Origin of the sequence: Yonghaparkia sp. Soil809 (assembly GCF_001429705.1) — a bacterium.
In the GTDB taxonomy this organism is placed as follows: Bacteria; Actinomycetota; Actinomycetes; order Actinomycetales; family Microbacteriaceae; genus Microcella.
This window is the reverse complement of the sequence record NZ_LMSV01000001.1, coordinates 997635-1020231: the sequence shown is the minus strand read 5'-3', so window position 1 is coordinate 1020231 and position 22597 is coordinate 997635. Positions and strand designations below refer to the sequence as shown.

Below are 22597 nucleotides of genomic sequence, written 5' to 3'. Positions count from 1 at the left end.
GGAGGCGCCCGTCCGCGGCGGCGTCGCGGGCGCGATCGGGGCATCCCCTCGCCGTCACGCGGGCTGTGGAGGAGCAGGAAGTGGGGGATGATGGGGGCATGAGCTTCGACCGGGACCTCGGCGTGCCCGGCGTGTTCCGCATCTGCTTCGTGTGCACCGGCAACATCTGCCGCTCGCCCATGGCGGAGGCCGTGTTCAAGGAGCTCATTCGCAAGCGCGGCTGGGAGCACCTGGTCTCGGTGCGCTCCGCGGGCACGGGCGAGTGGCACGTGGGCGAGTCGAGCGACCCGCGCACGCTCGCGGCCCTCCGCGCGCGCGGCTACGAGGGCGACGTGCACCGCGCGCGCCAGTTCGAGAGCCGCTGGTTCACCGACCTCGACCTCATCATCGCCTTCGACCGCACGCACGAGCGGATCCTCAAGACCTGGGCGCCCGACGACGACGCGCGCAGCAAGGTCCACCTGCTGATGTCGTTCGACCCCGCCCACAACGAGGCGCAGCTGGACGTGCCCGACCCGTACTACTCCGACGCCGCGATGTTCGACACGGTGCTCGGCATGATCGAGCGGGCGTGCACCGCTCTGTTCCGCCAACTCGAACCCGGAATCCGACAGGGAGCCCCATGAGTCTCGCCCCGCAGCCCCTCAGCCCGCTCGACGGCCGCTACCGCGACCAGGTCGCCGCGCTCGGCGAGCACCTCTCGGAGGCCGGGCTCAATCGCGCGCGCATCCAGGTCGAGGTCGAGTGGCTCATCCACCTCACCGATGCCGGTCTGTTCGAGGCGGCGCGCCTGACCGATGAGCAGAAGGCGAGCCTGCGCGAGCTCGTCACGGGCTTCGGGCAGGACGACATCGACTCCCTCGCGCGCCGCGAGGCCGTCACCCGGCACGACGTCAAGGCCGTCGAGTACCACGTGCGCGATCGCCTCGCCGCGCTCGGCCTCGAGTCGATCGCCGAGCTCACCCACTTCGCCTGCACGAGCGAGGACATCAACAACCTCTCCTACGCCCTCACGGTGCGCGCGGCGATCGTCGACGTGTGGATGCCCCGGGCGCGCCTCGTCGTCGACGCCCTGCGCGAGCGGGCGCTCGCCTTCGCCGACGAGCCGATGCTCGCGCACACCCACGGCCAGCCGGCGACGCCGACGACGATGGGCAAGGAGCTCGCCGTCACCGTGCACCGCCTCGAGCGCCTCCTCGCCTCGATCGACGAGATCGAGTACCTCGGCAAGTTCTCCGGCGCGACCGGAACGTTCTCGGCGCACCTCGCCGCCGACCCCGACCACGACTGGGTCGCGACCTCACGGGCCTTCGTCGAGGGCCTCGGCCTCACCTGGAACCCGCTCACGACGCAGATCGAGTCGCACGACTGGCAGGCCCAGCTCTACAGCCGCGTCGCGCACGTCGGCCGCGTGCTGCACAACCTCTGCACCGACGTGTGGACGTACATCTCGATGGGCTACTTCCGGCAGATCCCGCAGCCGGGCGCGACGGGCTCGTCGACGATGCCGCACAAGATCAACCCGATCCGGTTCGAGAACGCCGAGGCGAACCTCGAGCTGTCGGCCGCCGTGCTCGACTCGCTCGCCGCGACGCTCGTGACCTCCCGCCTGCAGCGCGACCTCACCGACTCGTCGGCGCAGCGCAACATCGGCGTCGGCCTGGGGCACTCGATGCTCGCGCTCGACAACATCCTCAAGGGTCTCGGCGAGATCGATCTCGATCGGGATGCCCTGGCGCGCGATCTCGACGGCAACTGGGAGGTGCTCGGCGAGGCGATCCAGACCGTCATCCGCGCCGAGGTGACCGCCGGGCGCAGCTCGATCGCGGACCCGTACGCCATGCTCAAGGAGCTCACGCGGGGCCACCGCGTCGGCGGCGAGGAGCTGCGGGCGTTCGTCGACGGCCTCGACATCTCCGACGCCGCGAAGGCGCGGCTGCGCGAGCTCACCCCGGCGAGCTACGTGGGCGTCGCGGGCGAGCTGGCCCGTCGCGTCGCGCGCTGACGCGGGACACGGTCAGCGGGCATCCGTCGCCGGTCGCGCGGTGAGCGCGCCGGTTCGCGATCGCGACCCGTCAGTCGTGCGGGGTGTCCGGCGGCAGCTCGCCGTCCATCGGCTTGTTGGGCGTGATCGCGAGCATGAGCATCGAGATCGCGATGAGGTCGATGACGAAGGTCGCGCCGAGCACGATCGCGGCGAAGGCGAGGTCGCGCGTGACGGCGAAGATCGTGCCCCCGGCGAAGAGGGCGATGATGCCGGCGAAGCCGAGGAGCTCGGCGGGGCGCAGGCGCTCGCGACGACGGGGTTCGGTCATGACGGGGAGTGCTCCTTCTGCGAGGCGCCCCGGGTGAGGCTGAGCGCGGCGATGACGAGGAAGACGCCGACGAGGATCGCGTAGGCGCCGAGGAACCCGACGGCCGAGATCGAGTCGGCCACGATCGCGAGGACGACGGCGAGGACGAGCGTGGCGCCGCCGACGACGATCGCGTCGCGAGCGAACGGGTGGTGGGTGCGGTGGCGGATGCCCCACACGAGCTCGACCGCGCCCGAGAGCACGGCCCACCCGCCAGCGATCACCAGCAGGAAGGGCAGGCCGGCGTCGAGTCGCAGCAGCGCGAGCGCTCCGGTCACGAGGGCGAGGCCGGCGAGCATCGCGTGCAAGCCGCGGAGCGGCTCGTCGCGGGGGAGCCCGAGCGCGGGAAGGCCGACGGCGGCGCCGAGGGCGGCGCCGAGCAGCCCGAGCGCGAGGAGGCCCAGGCGCGGGGAGTGGTCCGCGGTGAAGGTGATCACGAGGCCCGCGATGAGGAGCGGCGCGGCGCGCAGCAGGACGGCGCGGGCGATCGCGCGCGGTTCGGGGGAGGCGGCCGACGCCATGGGGTCCTTCCGGCGAGGAGCGAGTGGTCGGCCCCAGCCTACGGCGCGGCGGCCGAGCGAACGCCGCGCCCGCGGGGAACGGGCTGAGGGCGCCTGCTCTAGACCCGCGGCATGTCGGCGAAGCGCGAGAAGTGCCCGTGGAAGCCGACCGTGATGGTGTCGGTCGGGCCGTTGCGGTGCTTGGCGACGATGAAGTCGGCCTCGCCCGCGCGCGGGTTCTCCTTCTCGTAGGCGCTCTCGCGGTGGAGGAGGATCACCATGTCGGCGTCCTGCTCGAGCGAGCCGGACTCGCGCAGGTCGCTCAGGGCGGGTTTCTTGTCGGCGCGCTGCTCGGGGCCTCGGTTGAGCTGCGAGAGGGCGACGACGGGAACCTGGAGCTCCTTCGCCATGAGCTTGAGCGCCCGCGAGAACTCGCTGACCTCCTGCTGGCGGCTCTCGACGCGCTTGCCGCTCGTCATGAGCTGCAGGTAGTCGATGATGACCATCTTGAGCCCGACGGTCTGCTTGAGGCGTCGGCACTTGGCGCGGATCTCGACCAGGGTCATGTTGGGGCTGTCGTCGATGTAGAGGGGGGCGTCGTTGATGCGCCCGCGGGTCGACGCGATCGTCGTCCAGTCGCGCGACTCGAGCGTGCCCTTGCGCATCGCGTGCAGCGGCACGGAGGCCTCCGCCGACAGCAGGCGCATCGCGATCTCGCTGCGCCCCATCTCGAGCGAGAAGAACACGGTCGGGTGGTTGTGCTTGATGGCGGCCGCGCGAGCGAAGTCGAGGGCGACCGTCGACTTTCCGAGGGCGGGGCGCGCGGCGATGAGGATCAGCTGGCCGGCGTGGAGGCCGTTCGTGAGCGCGTCGAGGTCGGCGAAGCCCGTCGGCACGCCCGTCATCGAGCCGTCGCGGCCGCGCGCGGCCTCGATCTCGTCGATCGCCTCGTTGACGGCCTCGGTGAGGGGCACGTAGTCCTCCGACTGCGTGCCGCCGGCGACGGCGTAGATCTCGGCCTGGGCGTTGTTCACGAGGTCGGTCACCTCGCCCTCGCTCGCGTAGCCCATCTGCACGATGCGCGTGCCGGCGTCGACGAGGCGGCGGAGGACCGCCTTCTCGGCGACGAGCGAGGCGTAGAAGCCGGCGTTGGCGGCGGTGGGCACGATGCCGGTGAGGGTGTGCAGGTAGTCGGCGCCGCCGGCTCGCGAGAGGTCGCCCGCCTTCGTGAGCTCGTCCGTCACCGCGATCACGTCGGTCGGCTCGCCGCGCGAGTACAGCGTGAGGATCGCCTCGAAGATGACCTCGTGCTTGGGGATGTAGAAGTCGATGCCCCGGACGACCTCGATGACGTCGGCGGTGGCGTCCTTGCTGAGGAGCATGCCGCCGATCGCGCTCTGCTCGGCGAGGAGGTCGTGCGGCGGCGTGCGCTCGGAGTGACGGCCGTCTGAGCCCCGGCTGTCGGACCCGCGGTTGTCGGAGCCGCCTCGAGCGTCGAGGGCGCTGCCGATGTGCGCGAGGGACACAGGGCCTCCTAATCTGCGAGCGGATCGCTGAGTGCTTCAGGTGTACCGCCGACCACTGACAGCGGAGCGATGACACGCGACGGGCTGCGTGCGCGGCGGGATACGGCCTCACCCTAGGGACGGCCGAGCGCGACCCTCAACCGGCCCTGTGGATAACGATGTGGAGAGCAGTCGAGAAACGCCGGGGACCGTGTGCACAGCCTGTGGACAGATCTGTGGCATTCCCGCATTGCTTCGCGCAGAAAGCGGCGATGGCCTGGGTTTTCTGTTTCCACACCATGTGTGGGGAAACAGGGTTCAAGTGCCGCTTCAGGGTTGCCGTTCTGAATGCTCACCTGTGCACAGAACGACGCTCGAAGCTCTTGCGCAGACCGCCGCCGACCCGCTAAGGCGCGGCCTGACCGGGAGCCGCGGGACGACGAAGCGCCCCCGGGATCGAGACCCCGGGGGCGCTGCCGTTGCGCGCTCGCGACTACTTCGCGGCGACCACCTGGAGGGTGATCGTCGCGACGATGCCGTCGCGGAGCTTGAGGATCGCCTCGTGCGTGCCGACCGACTTGATCGGCGAGACGAGCTCGACGAGTCGCTTGTCGATCGAGCCGATGCCGGCCTTCTCGACGGCCGCGGCCACGTCAGCGGTCTTCACCGAGCCGAACAGCCGGCCCTCGGCGCCCGCCTTGACGGCGAGCTTGACGGGGTTGGCCTCGAGGCGGGCCTTGAGGTCCTGGGCCTCTTCGATCGTGGCGTGCTCGCGGGCGCTGCGGGCGGCCTTGATCTGGTCCACCTGCTTCTCGCCACCGCGGGTCCACGCCACGGCGTAGCCCTGGGGGATGAGGTAGTTGCGGGCGTACCCGTTCTTGACCTCGACGACGTCGCCGGGGGCACCGAGACCGGTGACCTCCTGCGTGAGGATGAGCTTCGACATCACGGCCCCCTTAGCGGCCAGCGCCGGCGTACGGAAGCAGAGCCATCTCGCGCGCGTTCTTGACGGCGCGGGCGATGAGGCGCTGCTCCTGCACGGAGACACCGGTGATTCGGCGAGCACGGATCTTCCCGCGCTCGGAGATGAACTTGCGGAGGGTGGCGACATCCTTGTAGTCGATGATGCCAACCTTGATCGCCTTCGCGGGGGCGGCGTTCTTCGCGCCCTTGCCGCCGCGAGGCTTGCGGCGGTCGCCGCTGCTCTTGCCAGCCATAGTGGTTGTCCTTTACGAAATCAGCTGCCGGTCGTCGGACCGGATCAGAACGGGGTGTCGTCGGAGAAGGAGCCGGGCGTGTTCCACACGTCCCCGGCGTTGGAGGAGCCGGAGCTCTGCGCCGGAGCGCCCCACGGCTCGTCGGCGACCTGGGCGCTGCCGCCGCGGCCTCCGCCCATGGCTCCGCCCGAACCACCCGACGTGCGGGTGATCTGAGCGGTGGCGTAGCGCAGGCTCGGGCCGATCTCGTCGACCTCGAGCTCGATGCTCGTGCGCTTCTCGCCTTCCTTCGTCTCGTACGACCGCTGCTTCAGGCGACCCTGCGCGATGACGCGCGAGCCCTTCGTCAGCGATGAGGCGACGTGCTCGGCGAACTCACGCCACACGCTCGCGCGCAGGAACAGCGCCTCGCCGTCCTTCCACTCGTTCGCCTGACGGTCGAACGTGCGGGGGGTGGACGCGATGGTGAAGTTCGCCACTGCGAGCCCGTTCTGCGTGTAGCGCAGCTCGGGGTCGGCGGTCAGGTTGCCGACGACGGTGATGATCGTCTCGCCGGCCACGACTACTCCGCGGCCTTGGGCGCGGCGGCCTTGGCGGCGTCGCGCGCGGACTTGGACGCGGCCTTCTCCGCGGCCTTCGCCTCGAAGGCGGCGACGCGAGCGACGGCCTCCTCGGCACGCAGCACCTTGGTGCGCATGACCGCTTCGCTGAGCTTCAGCTGGCGGTCGAGCTCCTGCGTGGCCGCGGGGTTCGCGGTGAAGTTGACGACGGCGTAGATGCCCTCGGTCTTCTTCTGGATCTCGTATGCGAGGCGACGACGGCCCCAGATATCGACGTTCTCGATGTTCCCACCGTCATTGCGGATGACGTTGAGGAACTTGTCGAGGCTCGGAGCGACAGTGCGCTCGTCGATCTCGGGGTCGAGGATCACCATCATTTCGTACTGATGCATGACTCACCCACCTCCTTCGGACTCGAACGGCTGCAGACGATCTGCAGCAGGAGGGTATGGCATCAGTCACCCGCTGGAGACAGGGCTCCGGGCAACCTGCACAGCGTAGTCGATGACGGATGACCGGCGCCAGTTCAGGACGCGCCGCCGCGCTCCTGCCACCACGCCCGCAGTCGTCGCTCGGCCTCCTCCGCCCCCAGGGGCCCCTCGTCCAGCCGCATCTCCAGCAGGAATCGGTAGGCCTCGCCGACGACGGGGCCCGGCCGGACGTCGAGGATCGCCATGACCTGCTCGCCGTCCAGGTCGGGGCGGATCGCCGCGAGCTCCTCCTGCTCGGCGAGCGCGGCGATGCGCGCCTCGAGCTCGTCGTACGCTCCGCGGAGGCGCGCGGCCTTGCGGCGGTTGCGGGTGGTGACGTCGGCGCGCGTGAGGATGTGGAGGCGCTCGAGCAGGGCATCCGCATCGCGCACGTAGCGGCGGACGCCCGAGTCCGTCCACGGGGCGTCGCTGTAGCCGAAGAAGCGCAGGTGCAGCTCGATGAGCCGCGAGACGGCGACGATCGTCTCCTTGTCGAAGCGCAGTGCCGTGAGGCGCTTGCGGGCGAGCTTCGCCCCGACGACGTCGTGGTGATGGAAGGTCACGGCCCCGCCCGGCTCGACCTTCTTCGTCGCGGGCTTGCCGATGTCGTGGAGGAGGGCCGCGAGGCGCAGCACGACGTCGGCGGGAGCATCCGCCCCCGCACCGCGCGAGACCTCGAGCTCGATCGCCTGGTCGAGCACCGTGAGCGAGTGCTCGTAGACGTCCTTGTGGTGAGCGTGCTCGTCGACCTCGAGCTTGAGCGCCGGCAGCTCGGGCAGCACGAGCTCGGCGAGGCCCGTCGCGACGAGCAGCTCGAGACCGCGACGCGGGGCGGAGGTCGAGAGCAGCTTGACGAGCTCGTCGCGCACCCGCTCGGCCGAGATGATGCCGAGACGATCGCGCATCCCCTCGATCGCCCGCAGGGTCGCGTCGTCGACATCGAGGCCCAGCTGCGCGGCGAACCGCACGGCCCGCAGCATGCGCAGCGGGTCGTCGCTGAACGAGCGCTCGGGCGAGATCGGCGTGCGCAGGCGGCCGCCGAGGAGGTCGTCGAATCCGCCGCTCGGGTCGACGAGCGTGAGCGAGGGCAGGCGGAGCGCCATCGCGTTGACGGTGAAGTCGCGCCGCTCGAGGTCGCCGTCGAGGGTGTCGCCGAACGCCACCTCGGGCTTGCGCGAGTCGAGCTCGTAGGCGTCGGAACGGTAGGTCGTGATCTCGACCGTCTCGGCCCCGATGCGGGCGCCAATCGTGCCGAACGCGCGCCCGATGTCCCAGTGGGCGCTCGCGACGGGCGCGACGATGCGGATGATGTCGTCGGGGCGCGCGCTCGTCGTGAGATCGAGATCGTTGACGGGGCGGCCGAGGAAGGCGTCGCGCACCGGACCGCCGACGAGGGCGAGCTCGTGGCCGGCCGCCTCGAATCGCGCGGCGAGGGTCGCCAGGGGCTCGGCGGCGGCCAGGGCCCGCAGCCGGTCGAGGGCCTCCGCCACGCTCTGCATAGTCACCAGAGTCTAGACTTCCGAGCATGTCGGCCGAGCGGGAGCGAGGGGGTTCTGCCGCGCCCGCGACCCCGCTTCGCGCACTGCTCTCCGCGCTCCTCCTGCTGCTGCTCGCGGGTCCGACCGCCGCCGCGCCGGCCGCCGCGGCCCCCTCCGCCGTGCCGGCTCCGTCGACCTCCGCGACTCTCGCGACGACGAGCGACGTCGCGAGCGCGAGCGGCCTGCAGCTCACGGTCGCCCCGCTCGGCTCGGGCATCGTCGAGCCCGACTCCCCTCTCGCGGTGCGGGTCGTCGCCACCAATCTCTCGACCGCGGCGACGCCCGCCGGCACCGTGACCCTCGCCGTCGCGGCCGTCGCTCCCGCCGACTCCGCGACGCTCGTCTCCTGGTTCGGCGAGAGCGATGCGGATGTCCGCCCCGTCCCGGTCGCGACGGCGGCCATCGCCTCGCTCGAGCCCGGATCGAGCACCGCGGTCGAGCTGCGCGTCGAGCCCGCCGCCGCGGGCTTCGCCGGCGCCTGGGGCCCACGGGTGATCGAGGTCGCGGCGGAGGGGGAGGGCCGCGTCCTCGGCGCCGCGCGCTCCGCCGTCGTCTGGGTTCCGGAGGGCACGACGCCCCCGACCGCCACCGTGGTCGCCGCCGTGCCCCTCACCGCACCCGGCTTCGAGGGCGCCGTCATCCCGGCGGAGGATCTGGCCGTGCTCACCGCGCCCGGCGGGCTGCTCGTCCGCACGCTCGACGCCGTCGCCGGCCGCGCCGTCGCGATCGGCGTCGATCCGCGCATCATCGCCTCCATCCGCATCCTCGGCACGACCGCGCCCGAGTCGGCGACGGCGTTCCTCGACCGGCTCGCGCTCGTGCCCAACGACACCTTCGCGCTCGCCTGGGCCGACGCGGATCCGCTCGCCACGGCTCACGCCCGCGGCATCCCGCTGCCGCCCGTCGAGGGCGCGGGGGCGGCGCTCGACCCGAGCGTGCTCAGTACCGACCCCAGCGGGGGAGGCGACGGGGGCGATCCGAGCCCGTCCGCCGCGCCCGGCGACCCGGATGCCTCGCCCTCGGCGACCCCCGACCCGGGCGATGAGCCGCCGACCCTCGCCGAGCTCAGCGCCTGGCCGCACGACCTCACCGACATCGTCTGGCCGCAGGAGGGCACGGCGACCGCGAGCGCGCTCGGCGTGCTCGCCGCCTCGGGCGTGCGCACCGCCATCGTCGGCAGCGCCAACCTCGACGGCGGCCGCGGACTCGTCGCCCGGGTCGGCGACCTGCGGATCCTCCGCAGCGACGACGCCCTCTCCCGCGCCGCCCGCGCCGCCGTCGCGGCGACCACCGAGCAGGAGTGGCAGAGCGCCGCCGCGCAGGTCTCGGCCCTCATCGCGGCCTCGAGCGCGGCCGACGCCTCCGTCGTGCCGTTCATCACCCTGGACCGCGAGCGGCTGGGCAACTCGCTGCGCCTGCTCGACCTCCTCGGCGCGATCGAGGCGCTGCCGTGGGCGCGCGGAGGCGGCCTCGCGACCGCGAGCGCCGCATCCGGCCCCGAGGTCGGCGTCGTCGACGCGACCATCTCCGAGGAGCGACTCGTCGACGTCGGGCGGATGCTCGACGCCGAGACCCTGGACCGCGCGTTCGCCGAGGTGGCCGTCCAGCCCTCCCTCATCACCGATGAGCGCCGCCTCGAGCTGCTCGCCGCCCTGTCGCTCGGCTGGGACGAGGAGGCGCCGGCTGCGGCCGATCGGTACGTCGAGGCGTCGGCGGACCTGCGCTCGTCCGTGCAGATCGTCGAGGGCAGCACGATCACGCTGCTCTCCGACCGCACGTCCCTGCCCGTCACGGTGCAGAACGCGCTCGACGTGGCGATCCGGGTCTTCGTGCGCGTCGACAGCTCGACGGGTCGCCTGCTCGTCGAGGATCGCCGCGTCGAGACGATCGTCGAGCCGCAGTCGCAGACGCGCGCGCTCGTCCCGGTGCAGTCGCTCACCAACGGCGAGGTGCCCATCACCGTGTCGCTCAGCGATGCCGCCGACCGCACCGTCGGCCAGCCGACGAGCGTGCTGCTGAACCTGCAGGCGGGGTGGGAGACCGCCGCGATCGTCGTCATGGCGGTGCTCGTGGGCGGGCTGCTCGCGTTCGGCCTCTCGCGCGACATCCGCCGTCGGCTCCGCGCCCGGCGCGGCGAGGAGGAGGCGGCGTGACCGACGAGCCCCGCCCGGGAGCGCCCGGCGACGTGCCGGAGGACCGCTCCGGCGGCATCGGTCGTGCGAGCCTCGTGCTCGCCTCCGGGACGATCGTCTCGCGCCTGCTCGGCTTCGTCAGCGCGGTCATGCTCACGACGACGATCGGTGCGCTCGGGTCGGGCGCCAACACCTTCGCGCTCGCCAACCAGCTGCCGAACAACATCTACGCGATCGTCGCGGGCGGAGTGCTGAGCGCCGTGCTGGTGCCGCAGATCGTGCGGGCGAGCGTGCACGACGACGGCGGCGAGCGCTTCATCAACCGGCTCGTGACGCTCGGGCTCGTGGTGTTCCTCGCCGCCGCGGTCGTCGCGACGCTCGCCGCTCCGCTGCTCGTCTCGCTCTACGCCGCCTCCTCCGACGGCGGCGGTCGCGGCTTCACGGGCGAGGAGATCGCCCTCGCGACGGCCTTCGCCTACTGGTGCCTGCCGCAGGTGCTCTTCTACGCGCTGTACACGCTCTTCGGCGAGGTGCTCAACGCGCGCCGCGTGTTCGGGCCGTTCACGTGGGCGCCCGCGATCAACAACGTGGTCGCGGTCGCGGGCCTCGTCGCGTTCGGCGCGATGTTCGACGCCGACGTGACGCGGGCATCCGCCTGGACGCCGGAGATGATCGCGGTGCTCGGCGGGTCGGCGACCCTCGGCGTCGCGGCCCAGGCGCTCGTGCTCGTGCTCTTCTGGCGTCGGGCCGGCCTGCGCTACCGGCCCGACTTCACCTGGCGCGGCGTCGGCCTCGGCGCCACCGGCCGCGCCGCCGGCTGGATCTTCGCGATGATCGTCGTGATGCAGATCGGCGGCATCGTGCAGACGCGCGTGGCCTCGGAGGCCGCGACGGCCGACGACGCCTCGCTCATGGTCATGCGCACGGCGTGGCTGCTGTTCATGCTTCCGCACTCGGTCGTCGTCGTGTCTCTCGTGACCGCCTACCTGACCCGCATGAGCGCCCACGCGCGCGACAAGGATCTCGAGGCCGTGCGCATCGACACGACCGAGGCGATCCGCATCACGGGCCTGCTCATGACGCTCGCGACGATCGGGCTCATCGCCGTCGCGGTTCCGTTCGCGCGCCTCTTCGCGGCGAACGCCGTCGACGAGATCGCGACCGTGCTCATCGCGTTCGTCGTCGGGCTCGTGCCCTTCAGCGTGTACTTCGTCATGCAGCGCGTCTTCTACGCCCTCGACGACACGCGCACGGCGTTCTGGCTGCAGGCGGCGCACACGGCGTTCTTCATCACGGGCGCGCTGCTGTGCACGCTGCTGCCGACCGCGTGGATCGTCCCCGGGCTCGGCCTCGTGACCTCCGCGGCGGGGGCCTTCCAGATGGTGCTCGGCGGCGTCGTCCTGCGCCGACGTCTGGGGGGCCTGGATGCTCCGCTCATCGCCCGGCGCATGACGCAGTTCCTCGTCGCGGCCGTTCCCGCGCTGCTCATCGGCCTCGGCATCGGCGCGGCCCTGGGCACGCTCGGCGGCGGTCTCGTCGGAGACGGCGTCGCGCGCGCCAGCGTCGGAGGAGCGATCGTGACCATCGTCGCGATCGCCGTGCCGATGGTGCTGGCCTACGGCGGAGCGCTGCTCGCGATGCGCGTACCGGAGGCGGTCAGCACGCTCGCGCTCGTGCGCGGGCGGCTCGGGCGCTGACGGGCGACCGGGTCGGCACGCGTGAACGGCCGGTGAACGCGCCGACCGCCGGAATACCCCCGACCTAGGATGGGTTGTCACCCGTGTCGGAGCGGCACCCGCCCGACACCCACCTCGTGAGGAACGACATGCGCCACGTCATCATCATCGGCTCCGGCCCCGCGGGCTACACCGCCGCCATCTACGCCGCGCGCGCCAACCTCGAGCCGCTCGTCATCGCGAGCTCGGTCGAGTTCGGCGGCGAGCTCATGAAGACGACCGAGGTCGAGAACTTCCCCGGATTCCCCGAGGGCGTCATGGGCCCCGACCTCATGACCCGCATGCAGCAGCAGGCCGAGCGATTCGGCGCCGAGATCGTCTACGACGACGTCGTGTCGCTCGAGCTCGAGGGCCCCGTCAAGTCGGTCACCCTCGGCAACGGCGACCGCCACGAGGCGCACGCCGTGATCTTCGCCACGGGCTCGGCCTACCGCAAGCTCGGCATCGCAGACGAGGAGCGCCTGAGCGGCTACGGCGTCTCGTGGTGCGCCACGTGCGACGGCGCGTTCTTCCGTCAGAAGACCGTCGCTGTCGTCGGCGGCGGCGACTCGGCGATGGAGGAGGCGACCTTCCTCACGCGCTTCGCCGACAAGGTCTACGTCATCCACCGCAGCGAGACCCTCCGCGCCTCCGCGGCGATGCAGGACCGCGCGAAGAACGACCCCAAGATCGAGTTCGTCTTCAACAGGACCGTCGAGCACATCTACGGCTCGGACCTCGTCTCGGGCGTCGGCCTCGTCGACACCGTCACGGGGGAGGAGACCACGCTCGACGTCTCCGGCCTCTTCATCGCGATCGGCGCCGACCCGCGCACGCACCTCGTGCACGGCGTCCTCGACCTCACCGAGCACGGCACGATCGCCGTCGAGGGCCGCTCCTCGCGCACGAGCGTCGAGGGCGTCTTCGCCGCCGGCGATGTCGTCGATCCGACCTACCGCCAGGCCATCACGGCCGCCGGCAGCGGCACGGTCGCGGCGCTCGACGCCCAGCACTACCTCGAGACCCTGCACGACGCCGCGCGCGAGACCGCGTCGGCGACCGTCTGAACCGCAGAACCCGCAACCCCTAGGAGAGATTCATGAGCACGCGCGACGTCACCGACGCCACCTTCGAGGCCGAGGTCCTCAACAGCGAGAAGACGATCATGGTCGACTTCTGGGCCGAGTGGTGCGGCCCCTGCCGCGCCGTCTCGCCGATCCTCGACGCGATCGCGACCGAGAACGCCGACAAGATCGACATCGTCAAGCTCAACGTCGACGACAACCCCCAGACGGCCATGAAGTACCAGATCACCTCGATCCCCGCGATGAAGGTCTTCAAGGGCGGCGAGGTCGTCAAGACCGTCATCGGCGCGAAGCCCAAGCCGGCTCTCGAGGCCGATCTGGCCGAGTTCCTGGCGTAGTCCGCCCCGCCCCGCGCATCCTTCTGTTCGGGATGCGACGATCGGCCCGCCCCACGGGGCGGGCCGATCGTCGTTCCGGCCGTATCCTGGAAGGCACTGCCGCATCGGGCAGCCGCGTGATGGGTGGTGAAACGGCGTGATTCCCCGCGAAGGAACCAATCTCGACCCCTGGTACGGCCTCTACGCCGACCGCACCGCAGGCCTGAGCGCCTCCGAGGTCCGAGCCCTGTTCGCGGTCGCCTCGCGCCCCGAGGTGGTCTCTCTCGCGGGCGGCATGCCCTTCGTCAGCGCGCTGCCCCTGGAGAGCATCCGCACCTCGATGGAGCGCGTCATGCGCGACCAGGGCGCCCGCGCCCTGCAGTACGGATCGGGGCAGGGGACGCCCGAGCTGCGCGAGCACATCCTCGAGATCATGGCGCTCGAGGGGGTCCGCGCGGGCGTCGACGACGTCGTCGTCACGACCGGCTCGCAGCAGGCGCTCGACCTGATCGCCAAGCTCTTCCTCGACTCGGGCGACGTCGTGCTCGCCGAGTCGCCGTCATACGTCGGCGCGATGGGCATCTTCCGCTCGTACCAGGCCGAGGTCAGCCACATCGCGATGGACGCCGACGGCATGATCCCGGCCGCGCTCGTCGAGCGCATCGCGTCGCTGCGGGCCGCGGGGCGCCGCATCAAGTTCCTGTACCTGATCCCGAACTTCCACAACCCGGCCGGGGTGACGCTCAGCTGGGAGCGCCGGCTCGAGATCATCGAGATCGCGCGTCGCGAGGGCGTTCTGATCGTCGAGGACAACCCTTACGGGTTGCTCTGGTTCGATCGTCCGGCCCCGCACGCCATGCGCTCGGTCGAGACCGACGGCATCGTGTACCTCGGCTCGTTCTCCAAGACCCTCGCGCCGGGCTTCCGCATCGGCTGGGCCCTCGCGCCGCACGCGATCCGCGAGAAGCTCGTGCTGGCGGCGGAGTCGGCGATCCTCTCGCCGAGCGCCGTCAACGAGCTCGTCGTGAGCGACTACCTCGCGAACGCCGACTGGAAGGGGCAGATCGACACCTTCCGCGGTCTGTACCGAGAGCGGCGGGATGCCCTCATCGACGCTCTCGAGCACTACCTGCCCGATCTGAGCTGGACGAACCCGAACGGCGGCTTCTACGTCTGGGTCACCCTGCCCGACGGCCTCGACGCGAAGGCGATGCTCCCGCGCGCGGTCAAGGAGCTCGTGGCCTACACGCCGGGCACGGCGTTCTTCGCGGACGGCTCGGGGCGCGCCAACCTGCGCCTGTCGTACTGCTACCCGCCACCGAGCGAGATTCGCGAGGGGGTCCGCCGCCTCGCGAGCGTCGTGCGCGGCGAGCAGGAGCTGCTGTCGACCTTCCACCCCACGGGCCCGGTCGATCTGGTCCTGCCGGAGCCGCACGTCATCAGCCCGCCGCCGAACCTGGGATGAGCCCGATCGCATGACCCGAACCCCCCTCGATCCCCCGGCCCAGCGCGTCGTCGTGCTCGCCGGCGGAATCTCGCACGAGCGCGATATCTCGCTGCGCTCCGGGCGCCGCGTCGCCGACGCGCTCGCCTCGCACGGGCTGCAGGTCGAGCTGCGCGATCCCGACGCCACGCTCCTCCCGGCCCTCCTCGCCGACCGACCGGACGTCGTCTGGCCCGCGCTGCACGGTGCGAGCGGGGAGGACGGCGCTCTGCGGAGCCTCCTGGAGTTCCTGGGCGTGCCCTACGTGGGCTCGCGCGCCGCGGCGACCCGCCTGGCGTGGGACAAGCCCGCCGCGAAGACCCTCGTCGAGCGCGCGGGCGTCCCGACCCCGCACTCGATCACCCTGACGCGCGACGCGTTCCGCGAGCTGGGCGCCGAGAGCGTGCTCGCCGTCGTGCGCGGAGAGCTGCCGGGGGAGCTCGCGGTCAAGCCCGCCCAGGGCGGGTCGGCGCAGGGCGTGAGCCTCGTCGCGACCGACGATGAGCTGCGCCGCGCGATGGTGCAGGCGTACACGTACTGCGACGTCGCGATCATCGAGCAGCGCATCCGCGGCACCGAGATCGCGATCGGCGTCATCGACACCGGCGACGGCCCCGTCGCCCTCCCCGCGGTCGAGATCGAGCCGCTCTCGGGCGTCTACGACTTCGAGGCGCGCTACAACGCGGGGGAGACCCGCTTCTACGCCCCCGCCCGCATCGCCGACGACGTCGCGGAGCGGGCGACCGCGATCGCCCTCGCGGCGCACCAGGCGCTCGGCCTCCGCCATCTGAGCCGCATCGATCTCGTCGTCGACGGCGCCGGAACTCCGTGGTTCCTCGAGGCGAGCGTCATGCCCGGGCTCACGGAGACCTCGACCATCGCGCTCGCGCTCGAGGCCGCGGGCCACGACGTCGGGTGGGTCTACGCCGAGCTCGCCCAGGCGGCCATCCGCGACGAGGTCGGGTCGAGAAAGTCCTGATCAGAGCGGTTTTACTGAGCCGCTCTGCCTCCGCTGACGGCTAGCGGAATCCGTCGTCGCCGAGCTCGCCGAGGATGCGATTGAGGTCGCCGATCGTCGCGAAGTCGATGACGATCGAGCCCTTCTTCGCGCCCAACGAGATGCTCACGCGAGTGTCGAGCCGGTCTCCGAGCCGCTCGGCGATCTCCGCGAGCTGCGCCTGGCGCCCCCCGGGGGCCGGCTTCTTCTGCTTGCGGGTGCCCGCCGCACCGCTCAACTGCTGTGCGACGGCCTCCGCCTGGCGGACGGAGAGCTCCTCGTTGACGATCTTGTCGGCGAGGCGCTGCATGAGCTCGGGCTCGTTGGTCGACAGGATCGCGCGCGCGTGCCCCGCGCTCAGCACGCCGGCGGCGACCCGCGTCTGGACGGCCTCGGGCAGGCGCAGGAGTCGCAGCGTGTTGCTGATCTGCGGGCGCGAGCGGCCGAGGCGCTCGGCGAGACGCTCCTGGGTGATGCCGAAGTCCTCCAGCAGCTGCTGGTAGGCGCTCGCCTCCTCCAGCGGATTCAGCTGGGCGCGGTGGAGGTTCTCCAGCAGGGCATCCCGCAGCATGTCCTCATCGGCGGTGTTGCGCACGATCGCGGGGATCGTCTCGAGCCCGGCGATGGTGGATGCCCGGAGCCGACGCTCGCCCATGATGAGCTCGTACTGCGGCTCGCCCTGCTGGGCGCCCGCGCGCTCACGGACGACGATGGGCTGGAGCACCCCGAACTCGCGCACGGAGTGCACGAGCTCGGACAGCTCCTCCTCGCGGAACTCCGTGCGCGGCTGCTGCGGGTTGGGCACGATGTCGCTCGGCGCGATGGCCGCGAGACGCGCACCCGGGACGGCGGCGAGCTCGGCGGAGTCGGGTGCGGGCGGGAAGAAGACGTCGACCGGGCGATCCCGATCGCCGTCGCTCATGGGGATGAGCGCGCCGATGCCGCGTCCGAGTCCTGTGCGCTTGGTGGCCATTACTGCCCCGCCCCTCTCTGAGCGATCTCCGCGGCGGCCTCGAGGTACGAGAGGGAGCCGGCGGACGACTGGTCGTAGCTGATGACGCTCTGCCCGAACGACGGCGCCTCGCTGATCCGCACGGAACGGGGGATGAGGGTGGAGAGCACGAGGTCCGGGAAGTGCTCGCGGACGTCGGCGACCACCTGCTGGGCGAGGTTCGTGCGGCCGTCGTACATCGTCATGAGGATGGTGGAGACCCGCAGATCGGGGTTGAGGTGCTTCTCGATGAGCTTGATCGAGTTGAGCAGCTGGCTCAGGCCCTCGAGCGCGTAGTACTCGCACTGGATCGGGATGAGGACCTCGCGCGCGGCCACGAAGGCGTTGATCGTGAGGAGGCCGAGCGAGGGAGGGCAGTCGATGAAAACGTAGTGGACGGGCTCGTCGACCTCCTGCAGGTAGGTGTCGAGCGCGGTGCGCAGTCTCTGCTCGCGCGCGACGAGCGAGACGAGCTCGATCTCGGCGCCCGCGAGATGGATGGTCGCCGGCACGCAGTAGAGGTGATCGAACTCGGGACTCTTCTGCACGACGTCGTCCATCTCGGCCTCGCCGACGATCACGTCGTAGACGCTCGGGGTGTCGGCGCGGTGCTCGACGCCGAGCGCGGTCGACGCATTGCCCTGCGGGTCGAGGTCGATCACGAGCACGCGAGCGCCCGACCGCGCGAGCGCCGCCGCGAGGTTGACGGTGGTCGTGGTCTTCCCGACACCGCCCTTCTGGTTCGAGACGGTGAAGACGCGCGGAGCCGGGGGGAGCGGAAGATCCTTCTGCTGCAGGGCCATGCGACGACGCGTGATGTCCGCGATCTCCCGTGCGAGGGGAGTGGACTCGTCGTAGCTGCCGCCCGCAGTCATCGGAGAGCCTCCCGATTCGATGTTTCACGTGAAACGGGCGTCGAATCGACGCCCGCCGGTCGCGGCCGAGCCGACGGGCTCAGGACGCTGCGTCCACTGTAGCCCGAAAGACGCGCGTCGCTTCGGGCACCAGACCGGCGCCGAGCTCGATGACCGCGATCGATGAGAGCCGGTGCCTCGCGATCTGCTTGCGCGCGGCCTCGACCTCATCGTGGACGCGTGCGCCCTTCAGCAGGATGAGCTCGCCGCCGCGGCGCACGAGCGGCGCCGCGAGGGGGATGAGGGTGCGCAGTGCACTGACCGCGCGCGCCGTGACCTGGTCGAGAGGCGCCGCGGAGAACGCCTCCTCGGCCCGAGCGCGGAGGACCGTCACGTTCTCCAGGCCCAGGCGGTCGGATTCGGAGCGGAGCCAGTCGCAGCGCCGCTCCATGGGCTCGATGAGCACGAAGCGCGCATCCGGTCGGGCGATCGCCAGGACGAGACCGGGCAGCCCGGCCCCGCTCCCGATGTCTCCGACACGAGCCCCCTCCTGGATGAGCGGAGCGAGCACTGCGGAGTTCAGCACGTGACGCGTCCAGAGTCGCGGAGGCTCGAGGGGCCCGATGAGACCGAGGGTCTCGCCGTGCTCGGCGAGATCGCGAGTGAAACGACGAGCGAGCTCGATCCGCTCGCCGAAGAGGATCGGCGCCGCGGCGGGCTCCGCCTCGAGCGCCGCGAGACCGCTCGCATCGCGGACGGCCCCGGCGTCGGTCGTGCTGACGCCGCCGTCGACAGCGTCGAGCTCGACAGCCACGACGGACTCGGCGTCGCCGGGCACGTTCGGGGGAGCGGTCTCAGGATGTTTCACGTGAAACGGAGTGCTCAGCCGCGACGGATGACCGTGTGACGGTCGGCGCCCTCGCCCTCGGACTCCGAGGTGAAGCCGCGGTCGGCGACGAGATCGTGCACGAGCTTGCGCTCGTAGCTCGACATCGGGGGCAGTGCGGCGGAGGACGCGCCGGCCTCGAGCCGCTCGACCGCGCGATCGACGAGGAGCGAGAGCTCCTGCGCACGCGCATCCCGCGACCCGCCGATGTCCAGGATCAGCCGGGAGAACTCGCCCGTGCGCGCGTGGACGGCCAGTCGAGTGAGCTCCTGCAGAGCCGAGACGACATCCGGCTTCGAGAGCAGGCGCAGGTCATCCGGGCTCTCGGATTCGACGGACAGATAGACGCGACCCGCGCGCGACTCGATCTCGAGATCGCCGTCCAGGTCGGCGAGGTCGAGGAGCTCCTCGAGGTAGTCCGCCGCGATTTCTCCCTCGTCGTGCAGCGTCTGGCCGCTCGACTCGGTCTGGTCGACGTCCTGCTCGCTCACATCGGTCATGGTCATTTCCCCGTCTTCTTCTTGGCGCGGTTCTTGCCGACCGGCTGCTGGCGCTGGGTCTTCTTGGGCTCCTCGGGCGCCGCTTCAGGGGCATCCTCCACGATCGTCGGGAGACCGCGGCGCTGGCGCTTCTTCGCCAGTCGGGCCTCGCGAGCGAGCGCCGCCTCCGAGCCGGGCGTCGGCATGTTCCGGATGACGATGAACTGCTGCACCATCGTCCAGATGTTGGAGACGAACCAGTAGAACATCACGCCGAGCGGGAAGGCGAAGCCCGAGAACGCGAAAACCAGGGGGAGCAGGTACAGCAGAATGCGCTGCTGCTTGTACATCGGAGAGGCCTTCATCTCCGGTGACTGGTTCTTCGACATGATCTGCAGCTGCGTGATGAACTGCGACGCCGTCATGAGGATCACGAGCACGACGGCGATCACGATCACCCACACGTTGCCCTCGGAGGTGATCATCGACGAACCGAGGGGAGCGAGGCCGAGGAGGTTGGCCTCACCGAACTGCCGCGAGAGCTCCTCGCTCAGCAGGCCGACACCGGGCTTCTCCTGGTAGGCGTTCTGCAGCGTGTAGAACAGGCTGAGGAAGATCGGCATCTGCAGCAGCAGCGGCAGGCACGAGGAGAGCGGGTTGGTGCCCGTCCGCTTGTAGAGCTCCATCGTCTCGCGCGACATGGCCTCACGGGAGAACTGGTCGCGCTTGCCCTTGTACTTGTCCTGGATCTTCTTGAGCTGCGGCGCGATCTCCATCATCCGCCGCTGGCTCTTGATCTGCCGGACGAAGACGGGGATGAGAAGAGCGCGCACCACGAGCACCAGGCCCGTGATCGACAGCACCCAGGTCACGCCGGAGGCGGCGTCCATGCCCGCGAGCATGAGCAGCGAGTGCCAGCCGACGAGGATCGCCTCGATGACCCACTTGATGGGCCACAGGATGAGGCTGAAGAAGTCCATGAGGGGAATTATCCCTTTCTCTGAGTGGCCACGAAGCCGAACCGCGTGCGGCGGTAGGGGGAGTGCTCGTGGACGGGTACGTCGTCGATGCCGCCCTCGGCCCACGGGTGGCAGCGAGCGAGTCGTCGTGCGGTGAGCCAGCTGCCGCGCGCGACGCCGTGCTCCTGCACGGCCCCGAGGGCATAGGCCGAGCAGCTCGGGTAGTAGCGGCAGACATCGCCGTACAGGGGCGACACGACCGCCCGATACACCCGCAGGAGGGCGATCACCGCGTTGCGCGGCAGAAGCACGATGGTCTGGACCGCAGTGCTGCGCAGCATCGTCATGCCGTCACCACCCGTCGAACGCCGCCGTCGATCTCCGCCCGCAGGGTATCCCAGTCGATCTCTCCGGCTCCTGGGAGGGCGCGGATGACGATGAGGTCCGTGGGCGGGACGGGGATGTCGGCGATCGCCATCGCGCAGACGGCCTGGATGCGCCGACGAACCCGATTGCGAACGACAGCGCTCCCGACCTGCTTGGAGACGATGACTCCGAAACGGGGTCCGTCAGCAGATGGGGAGCGCAGTCGGTGGATCACGGCGTGCTCGGCGGTGGCGCGACGACCTTTTCGCACTGCGGCGCGAAAGTCATCCGGGTGCGTGACCCGGTGGGCCCGGCCGAGCACCGGGAGTCTTAGGCCGAGAGCTCGGTGCGACCCTTGCGGCGACGCGCGGCCAGGATGGCGCGGCCGGCACGGGTGCGCATGCGCAGGCGGAAGCCGTGCACCTTGGCACGACGGCGGTTGTTGGGCTGGAACGTGCGCTTGCTCATGGTTATCTCCTCGGCCACTGCAGGGCGGCGACGACGGGCGGTGCCCGGACATCGCAGAACCGACCCGGACAGAAGTCAACCGGTTNCCCGCCGGGACCATTGGTAACGACGCGCCGCTCCCGTCTACAGTGGAGGGCTATGGCGCGCCGCGGTGAACCGTGCTGCCGCTGAAACCGGTGCCACTCACCCCCGAGGAGTCCAGCGATGACGGATGAGTCCGATTCCACCGTCGATCTGTGGAACTCGGTCAAGAGCGTCCTCACCGCCGACGAGCGCATCACCCCCCAGCTGCACGGCTTCATCAACCTCGTCGAGCCGCGCGGCGTCATGGCCGGAACGCTCTACCTCGAGGTGCCGAACGAGCTGACGCGCGGCATGCTCGAGCAGCGCATCCGTCTGCCTCTTCTCAATGCTCTGTCGGGCGTCGCCGGCGAGGCCGTGACGAGCTTCGCGATCGTCGTCAACCCCGAGATCCAGAACGACGGCTTCGACGCTCCCGTGGAGAAGATCGAGCCCACTCCCTATATCGAGCAGCCGCAGGCCTCCACCCCGGTCAACGCGAGCGACCGCCGCAGCGACAGCCGGCTGAACCCCAAGTACAGCTTCGACAATTTCGTCATCGGCGGCTCGAACCGCTTCGCCCACGCCGCGGCCGTCGCCGTGGCCGAGGCTCCGGCGAAGGCGTACAACCCGCTCTTCGTCTACGGCGAGTCCGGGCTCGGCAAGACGCACCTCCTCCACGCGATCGGCCACTACGCCGAGAGCCTGTACCCCGGAATCCGCGTCCGGTACGTGAGCTCCGAGGAGTTCACGAACGACTTCATCAACTCGATCGCGAACAACCGCGCGAGCCTGTTCCAGTCGCGGTACCGCGAGATCGACATCCTGCTGATCGATGACATCCAGTTCCTGCAGGGGAAGGACTCGACGCAGGAGGCCTTCTTCCACACCTTCAACACGCTGCACGACCACAACAAGCAGGTGGTCATCACGAGCGACCTGCCGCCGAAGCACCTCACGGGCTTCGAGGACCGCATGCGCAGTCGCTTCGAGTGGGGCCTCATCACCGACGTGCAGGCGCCCGACCTCGAGACGCGCATCGCGATCCTGCGCAAGAAGGCGCAGAACGACAAGCTGCAGGTGCGCGACGACGTGCTGGAGTACATCGCATCGAAGGTGTCGAGCAACATCCGCGAGCTCGAGGGCACGCTCATCCGCGTCACGGCGTTCGCCAACCTCAACCGCACGCCCGTCGACATGCAGCTCGTGCAGACCGTCCTGAAGGACCTCATCACGCTCGACGAGGACAACGTCATCGCGCCGGTCGACATCATCAATCACACCGCCGCCTACTTCAAGCTCACGGTCGACGACCTCTACGGCTCATCCCGCTCGCAGGCGGTCGCGACGGCACGGCAGATCGCGATGTACCTGTGCCGCGAGCTGACGAACCTCTCCCTCCCGAAGATCGGGCAGCTGTTCGGCAACCGCGACCACACGACCGTGATGTACGCCAACAAGAAGATCAGCGAGCTCATGAAGGAGCGCCGCTCGATCTACAACCAGGTCACCGAGCTCACGAGCCGCATCAAGCAGAACCACCGCTACAGCTGACGCGGCACCGCTCTCCTCCCTCCTCCTGATCACGGCGATCCGGGATGCGGCCCGGGCATGCGCCCGGGCCGTTTTCGCGTCTTCACACAGCTTTCTGCCAGTTTCAG

The 22597-nt window shown here is 70.5% G+C and carries 25 protein-coding genes; 9 read left to right on the top strand and 16 right to left on the bottom strand.

The features are described 5' to 3' along the window. Nucleotides 1-98 precede the first annotated feature (98 nt). Nucleotides 99-626 (top strand): low molecular weight protein-tyrosine-phosphatase, encoded by a 528-nt coding sequence (locus tag ASG83_RS04955; RefSeq protein ID WP_055857742.1) that lies wholly within the window; start codon nt 99-101, stop codon nt 624-626. Next, nucleotides 623-2005 (top strand): adenylosuccinate lyase, encoded by a 1383-nt coding sequence (gene purB, locus ASG83_RS04950; protein ID WP_055857740.1) that lies wholly within the window; start codon nt 623-625, stop codon nt 2003-2005. The genes ASG83_RS04955 and purB overlap by 4 nt, the downstream gene beginning before the upstream one ends. 70 nt (nt 2006-2075) lie before the next feature. Here the strand turns inward: purB and ASG83_RS04945 are convergent, their stop codons facing one another. From ASG83_RS04945 to ASG83_RS04910, 8 genes are all read right to left on the bottom strand, one after another. Then, complete coding sequence (locus ASG83_RS04945; RefSeq protein WP_055857737.1) at nt 2076-2315, bottom strand: hypothetical protein; 240 nt, start codon at nt 2313-2315, stop codon at nt 2076-2078. Further along, nucleotides 2312-2875, bottom strand: coding sequence for a hypothetical protein (locus tag ASG83_RS04940; protein WP_055857735.1), 564 nt, complete (start codon nt 2873-2875; stop codon nt 2312-2314). Before ASG83_RS04940 ends, ASG83_RS04945 begins: the two co-directional genes overlap by 4 nt. A gap of 98 nt (nt 2876-2973) precedes the next feature. Continuing rightward, complete coding sequence (dnaB, locus tag ASG83_RS04935; protein WP_055857733.1) at nt 2974-4380, bottom strand: replicative DNA helicase; 1407 nt, start codon at nt 4378-4380, stop codon at nt 2974-2976. A gap of 472 nt (nt 4381-4852) precedes the next feature. Further along, nucleotides 4853-5305, bottom strand: a complete 453-nt coding sequence (gene rplI, locus ASG83_RS04930) for a 50S ribosomal protein L9 (RefSeq protein ID WP_055857731.1) — start codon at nt 5303-5305, stop codon at nt 4853-4855. A gap of 10 nt (nt 5306-5315) precedes the next feature. After that, nucleotides 5316-5576, bottom strand: coding sequence for a 30S ribosomal protein S18 (rpsR, locus tag ASG83_RS04925; RefSeq protein ID WP_055857729.1), 261 nt, complete (start codon nt 5574-5576; stop codon nt 5316-5318). A gap of 44 nt (nt 5577-5620) precedes the next feature. Next, nucleotides 5621-6136, bottom strand: a complete 516-nt coding sequence (locus ASG83_RS04920) for a single-stranded DNA-binding protein (RefSeq protein WP_055857727.1) — start codon at nt 6134-6136, stop codon at nt 5621-5623. A 2-nt stretch (nt 6137-6138) separates the two neighbouring features. Next, on the bottom strand, nt 6139-6528 hold the full coding sequence (gene rpsF, locus ASG83_RS04915; RefSeq protein ID WP_055857725.1) for a 30S ribosomal protein S6: 390 nt from the start codon (nt 6526-6528) through the stop codon (nt 6139-6141). 134 nt (nt 6529-6662) lie between these two features. Further along, nucleotides 6663-8105: a CCA tRNA nucleotidyltransferase gene (locus ASG83_RS04910; protein ID WP_055857723.1), complete on the bottom strand. Its 1443-nt coding sequence runs from the start codon at nt 8103-8105 to the stop codon at nt 6663-6665. Nucleotides 8106-8131: 26 nt separating this feature from the next. On the opposite strand from ASG83_RS04910, the gene ASG83_RS04905 reads away from it, so the two are divergent. From ASG83_RS04905 to ASG83_RS04880, 6 genes are all read left to right on the top strand, one after another. Next, nucleotides 8132-10297, top strand: a complete 2166-nt coding sequence (locus ASG83_RS04905) for a DUF6049 family protein (RefSeq protein ID WP_055857721.1) — start codon at nt 8132-8134, stop codon at nt 10295-10297. Next, nucleotides 10294-11973 carry a murein biosynthesis integral membrane protein MurJ gene (gene murJ / locus ASG83_RS04900; protein ID WP_235451367.1) on the top strand — a complete coding sequence of 560 codons (1680 nt, stop codon included), beginning with the start codon at nt 10294-10296 and terminating at the stop codon, nt 11971-11973. Before ASG83_RS04905 ends, murJ begins: the two co-directional genes overlap by 4 nt. Nucleotides 11974-12101: 128 nt before the next feature. Next, nucleotides 12102-13058 (top strand): thioredoxin-disulfide reductase, encoded by a 957-nt coding sequence (gene trxB / locus ASG83_RS04895; RefSeq protein WP_055859319.1) that lies wholly within the window; start codon nt 12102-12104, stop codon nt 13056-13058. Nucleotides 13059-13090: 32 nt separating this feature from the next. Continuing rightward, complete coding sequence (gene trxA / locus ASG83_RS04890; protein ID WP_055857720.1) at nt 13091-13414, top strand: thioredoxin; 324 nt, start codon at nt 13091-13093, stop codon at nt 13412-13414. Nucleotides 13415-13550: 136 nt separating this feature from the next. After that, on the top strand, nt 13551-14858 hold the full coding sequence (locus tag ASG83_RS04885) for a PLP-dependent aminotransferase family protein (protein ID WP_055857717.1): 1308 nt from the start codon (nt 13551-13553) through the stop codon (nt 14856-14858). A gap of 10 nt (nt 14859-14868) precedes the next feature. Then, on the top strand, nt 14869-15855 hold the full coding sequence (locus tag ASG83_RS04880) for a D-alanine--D-alanine ligase (RefSeq protein ID WP_055857716.1): 987 nt from the start codon (nt 14869-14871) through the stop codon (nt 15853-15855). 40 nt (nt 15856-15895) lie between these two features. On the opposite strand, the gene ASG83_RS04875 is transcribed toward ASG83_RS04880, so the two are convergent. From ASG83_RS04875 to rpmH, 8 genes are all read right to left on the bottom strand, one after another. After that, the gene (locus ASG83_RS04875; protein ID WP_055857714.1) at nt 15896-16846 is read right to left on the bottom strand and encodes a ParB/RepB/Spo0J family partition protein; all 951 of its coding nucleotides are present in this window, start codon (nt 16844-16846) and stop codon (nt 15896-15898) included. Next, complete coding sequence (locus ASG83_RS04870; RefSeq protein ID WP_055857712.1) at nt 16846-17739, bottom strand: ParA family protein; 894 nt, start codon at nt 17737-17739, stop codon at nt 16846-16848. Before ASG83_RS04870 ends, ASG83_RS04875 begins: the two co-directional genes overlap by 1 nt. A 79-nt stretch (nt 17740-17818) precedes the next feature. Then, nucleotides 17819-18421, bottom strand: a complete 603-nt coding sequence (rsmG, locus tag ASG83_RS04865) for a 16S rRNA (guanine(527)-N(7))-methyltransferase RsmG (protein WP_055859316.1) — start codon at nt 18419-18421, stop codon at nt 17819-17821. A gap of 179 nt (nt 18422-18600) precedes the next feature. Continuing rightward, a complete protein-coding gene (locus ASG83_RS04860; protein WP_055859314.1) occupies nt 18601-19104 on the bottom strand; it encodes a R3H domain-containing nucleic acid-binding protein in 504 nt (167 codons plus the stop codon). Nucleotides 19105-19106: 2 nt separating this feature from the next. Beyond that, nucleotides 19107-20063 carry a membrane protein insertase YidC gene (gene yidC, locus ASG83_RS04855; protein WP_055857710.1) on the bottom strand — a complete coding sequence of 319 codons (957 nt, stop codon included), beginning with the start codon at nt 20061-20063 and terminating at the stop codon, nt 19107-19109. 8 nt (nt 20064-20071) lie between these two features. Beyond that, a complete protein-coding gene (gene yidD, locus ASG83_RS04850; protein ID WP_055859310.1) occupies nt 20072-20383 on the bottom strand; it encodes a membrane protein insertion efficiency factor YidD in 312 nt (103 codons plus the stop codon). A 2-nt stretch (nt 20384-20385) separates the two neighbouring features. Further along, the gene (gene rnpA, locus ASG83_RS12405) at nt 20386-20730 is read right to left on the bottom strand and encodes a ribonuclease P protein component (RefSeq protein ID WP_055896524.1); all 345 of its coding nucleotides are present in this window, start codon (nt 20728-20730) and stop codon (nt 20386-20388) included. An 8-nt stretch (nt 20731-20738) separates the two neighbouring features. Further along, a complete protein-coding gene (rpmH, locus tag ASG83_RS04845; RefSeq protein ID WP_022881903.1) occupies nt 20739-20876 on the bottom strand; it encodes a 50S ribosomal protein L34 in 138 nt (45 codons plus the stop codon). Between the two features lie 204 nt (nt 20877-21080). Here rpmH and dnaA point away from each other — a divergent pair, with 204 nt between their 5' ends. Beyond that, nucleotides 21081-22490, top strand: a complete 1410-nt coding sequence (gene dnaA / locus ASG83_RS04840; RefSeq protein WP_055857708.1) for a chromosomal replication initiator protein DnaA — start codon at nt 21081-21083, stop codon at nt 22488-22490. Nucleotides 22491-22597: the final 107 nt, after the last annotated feature.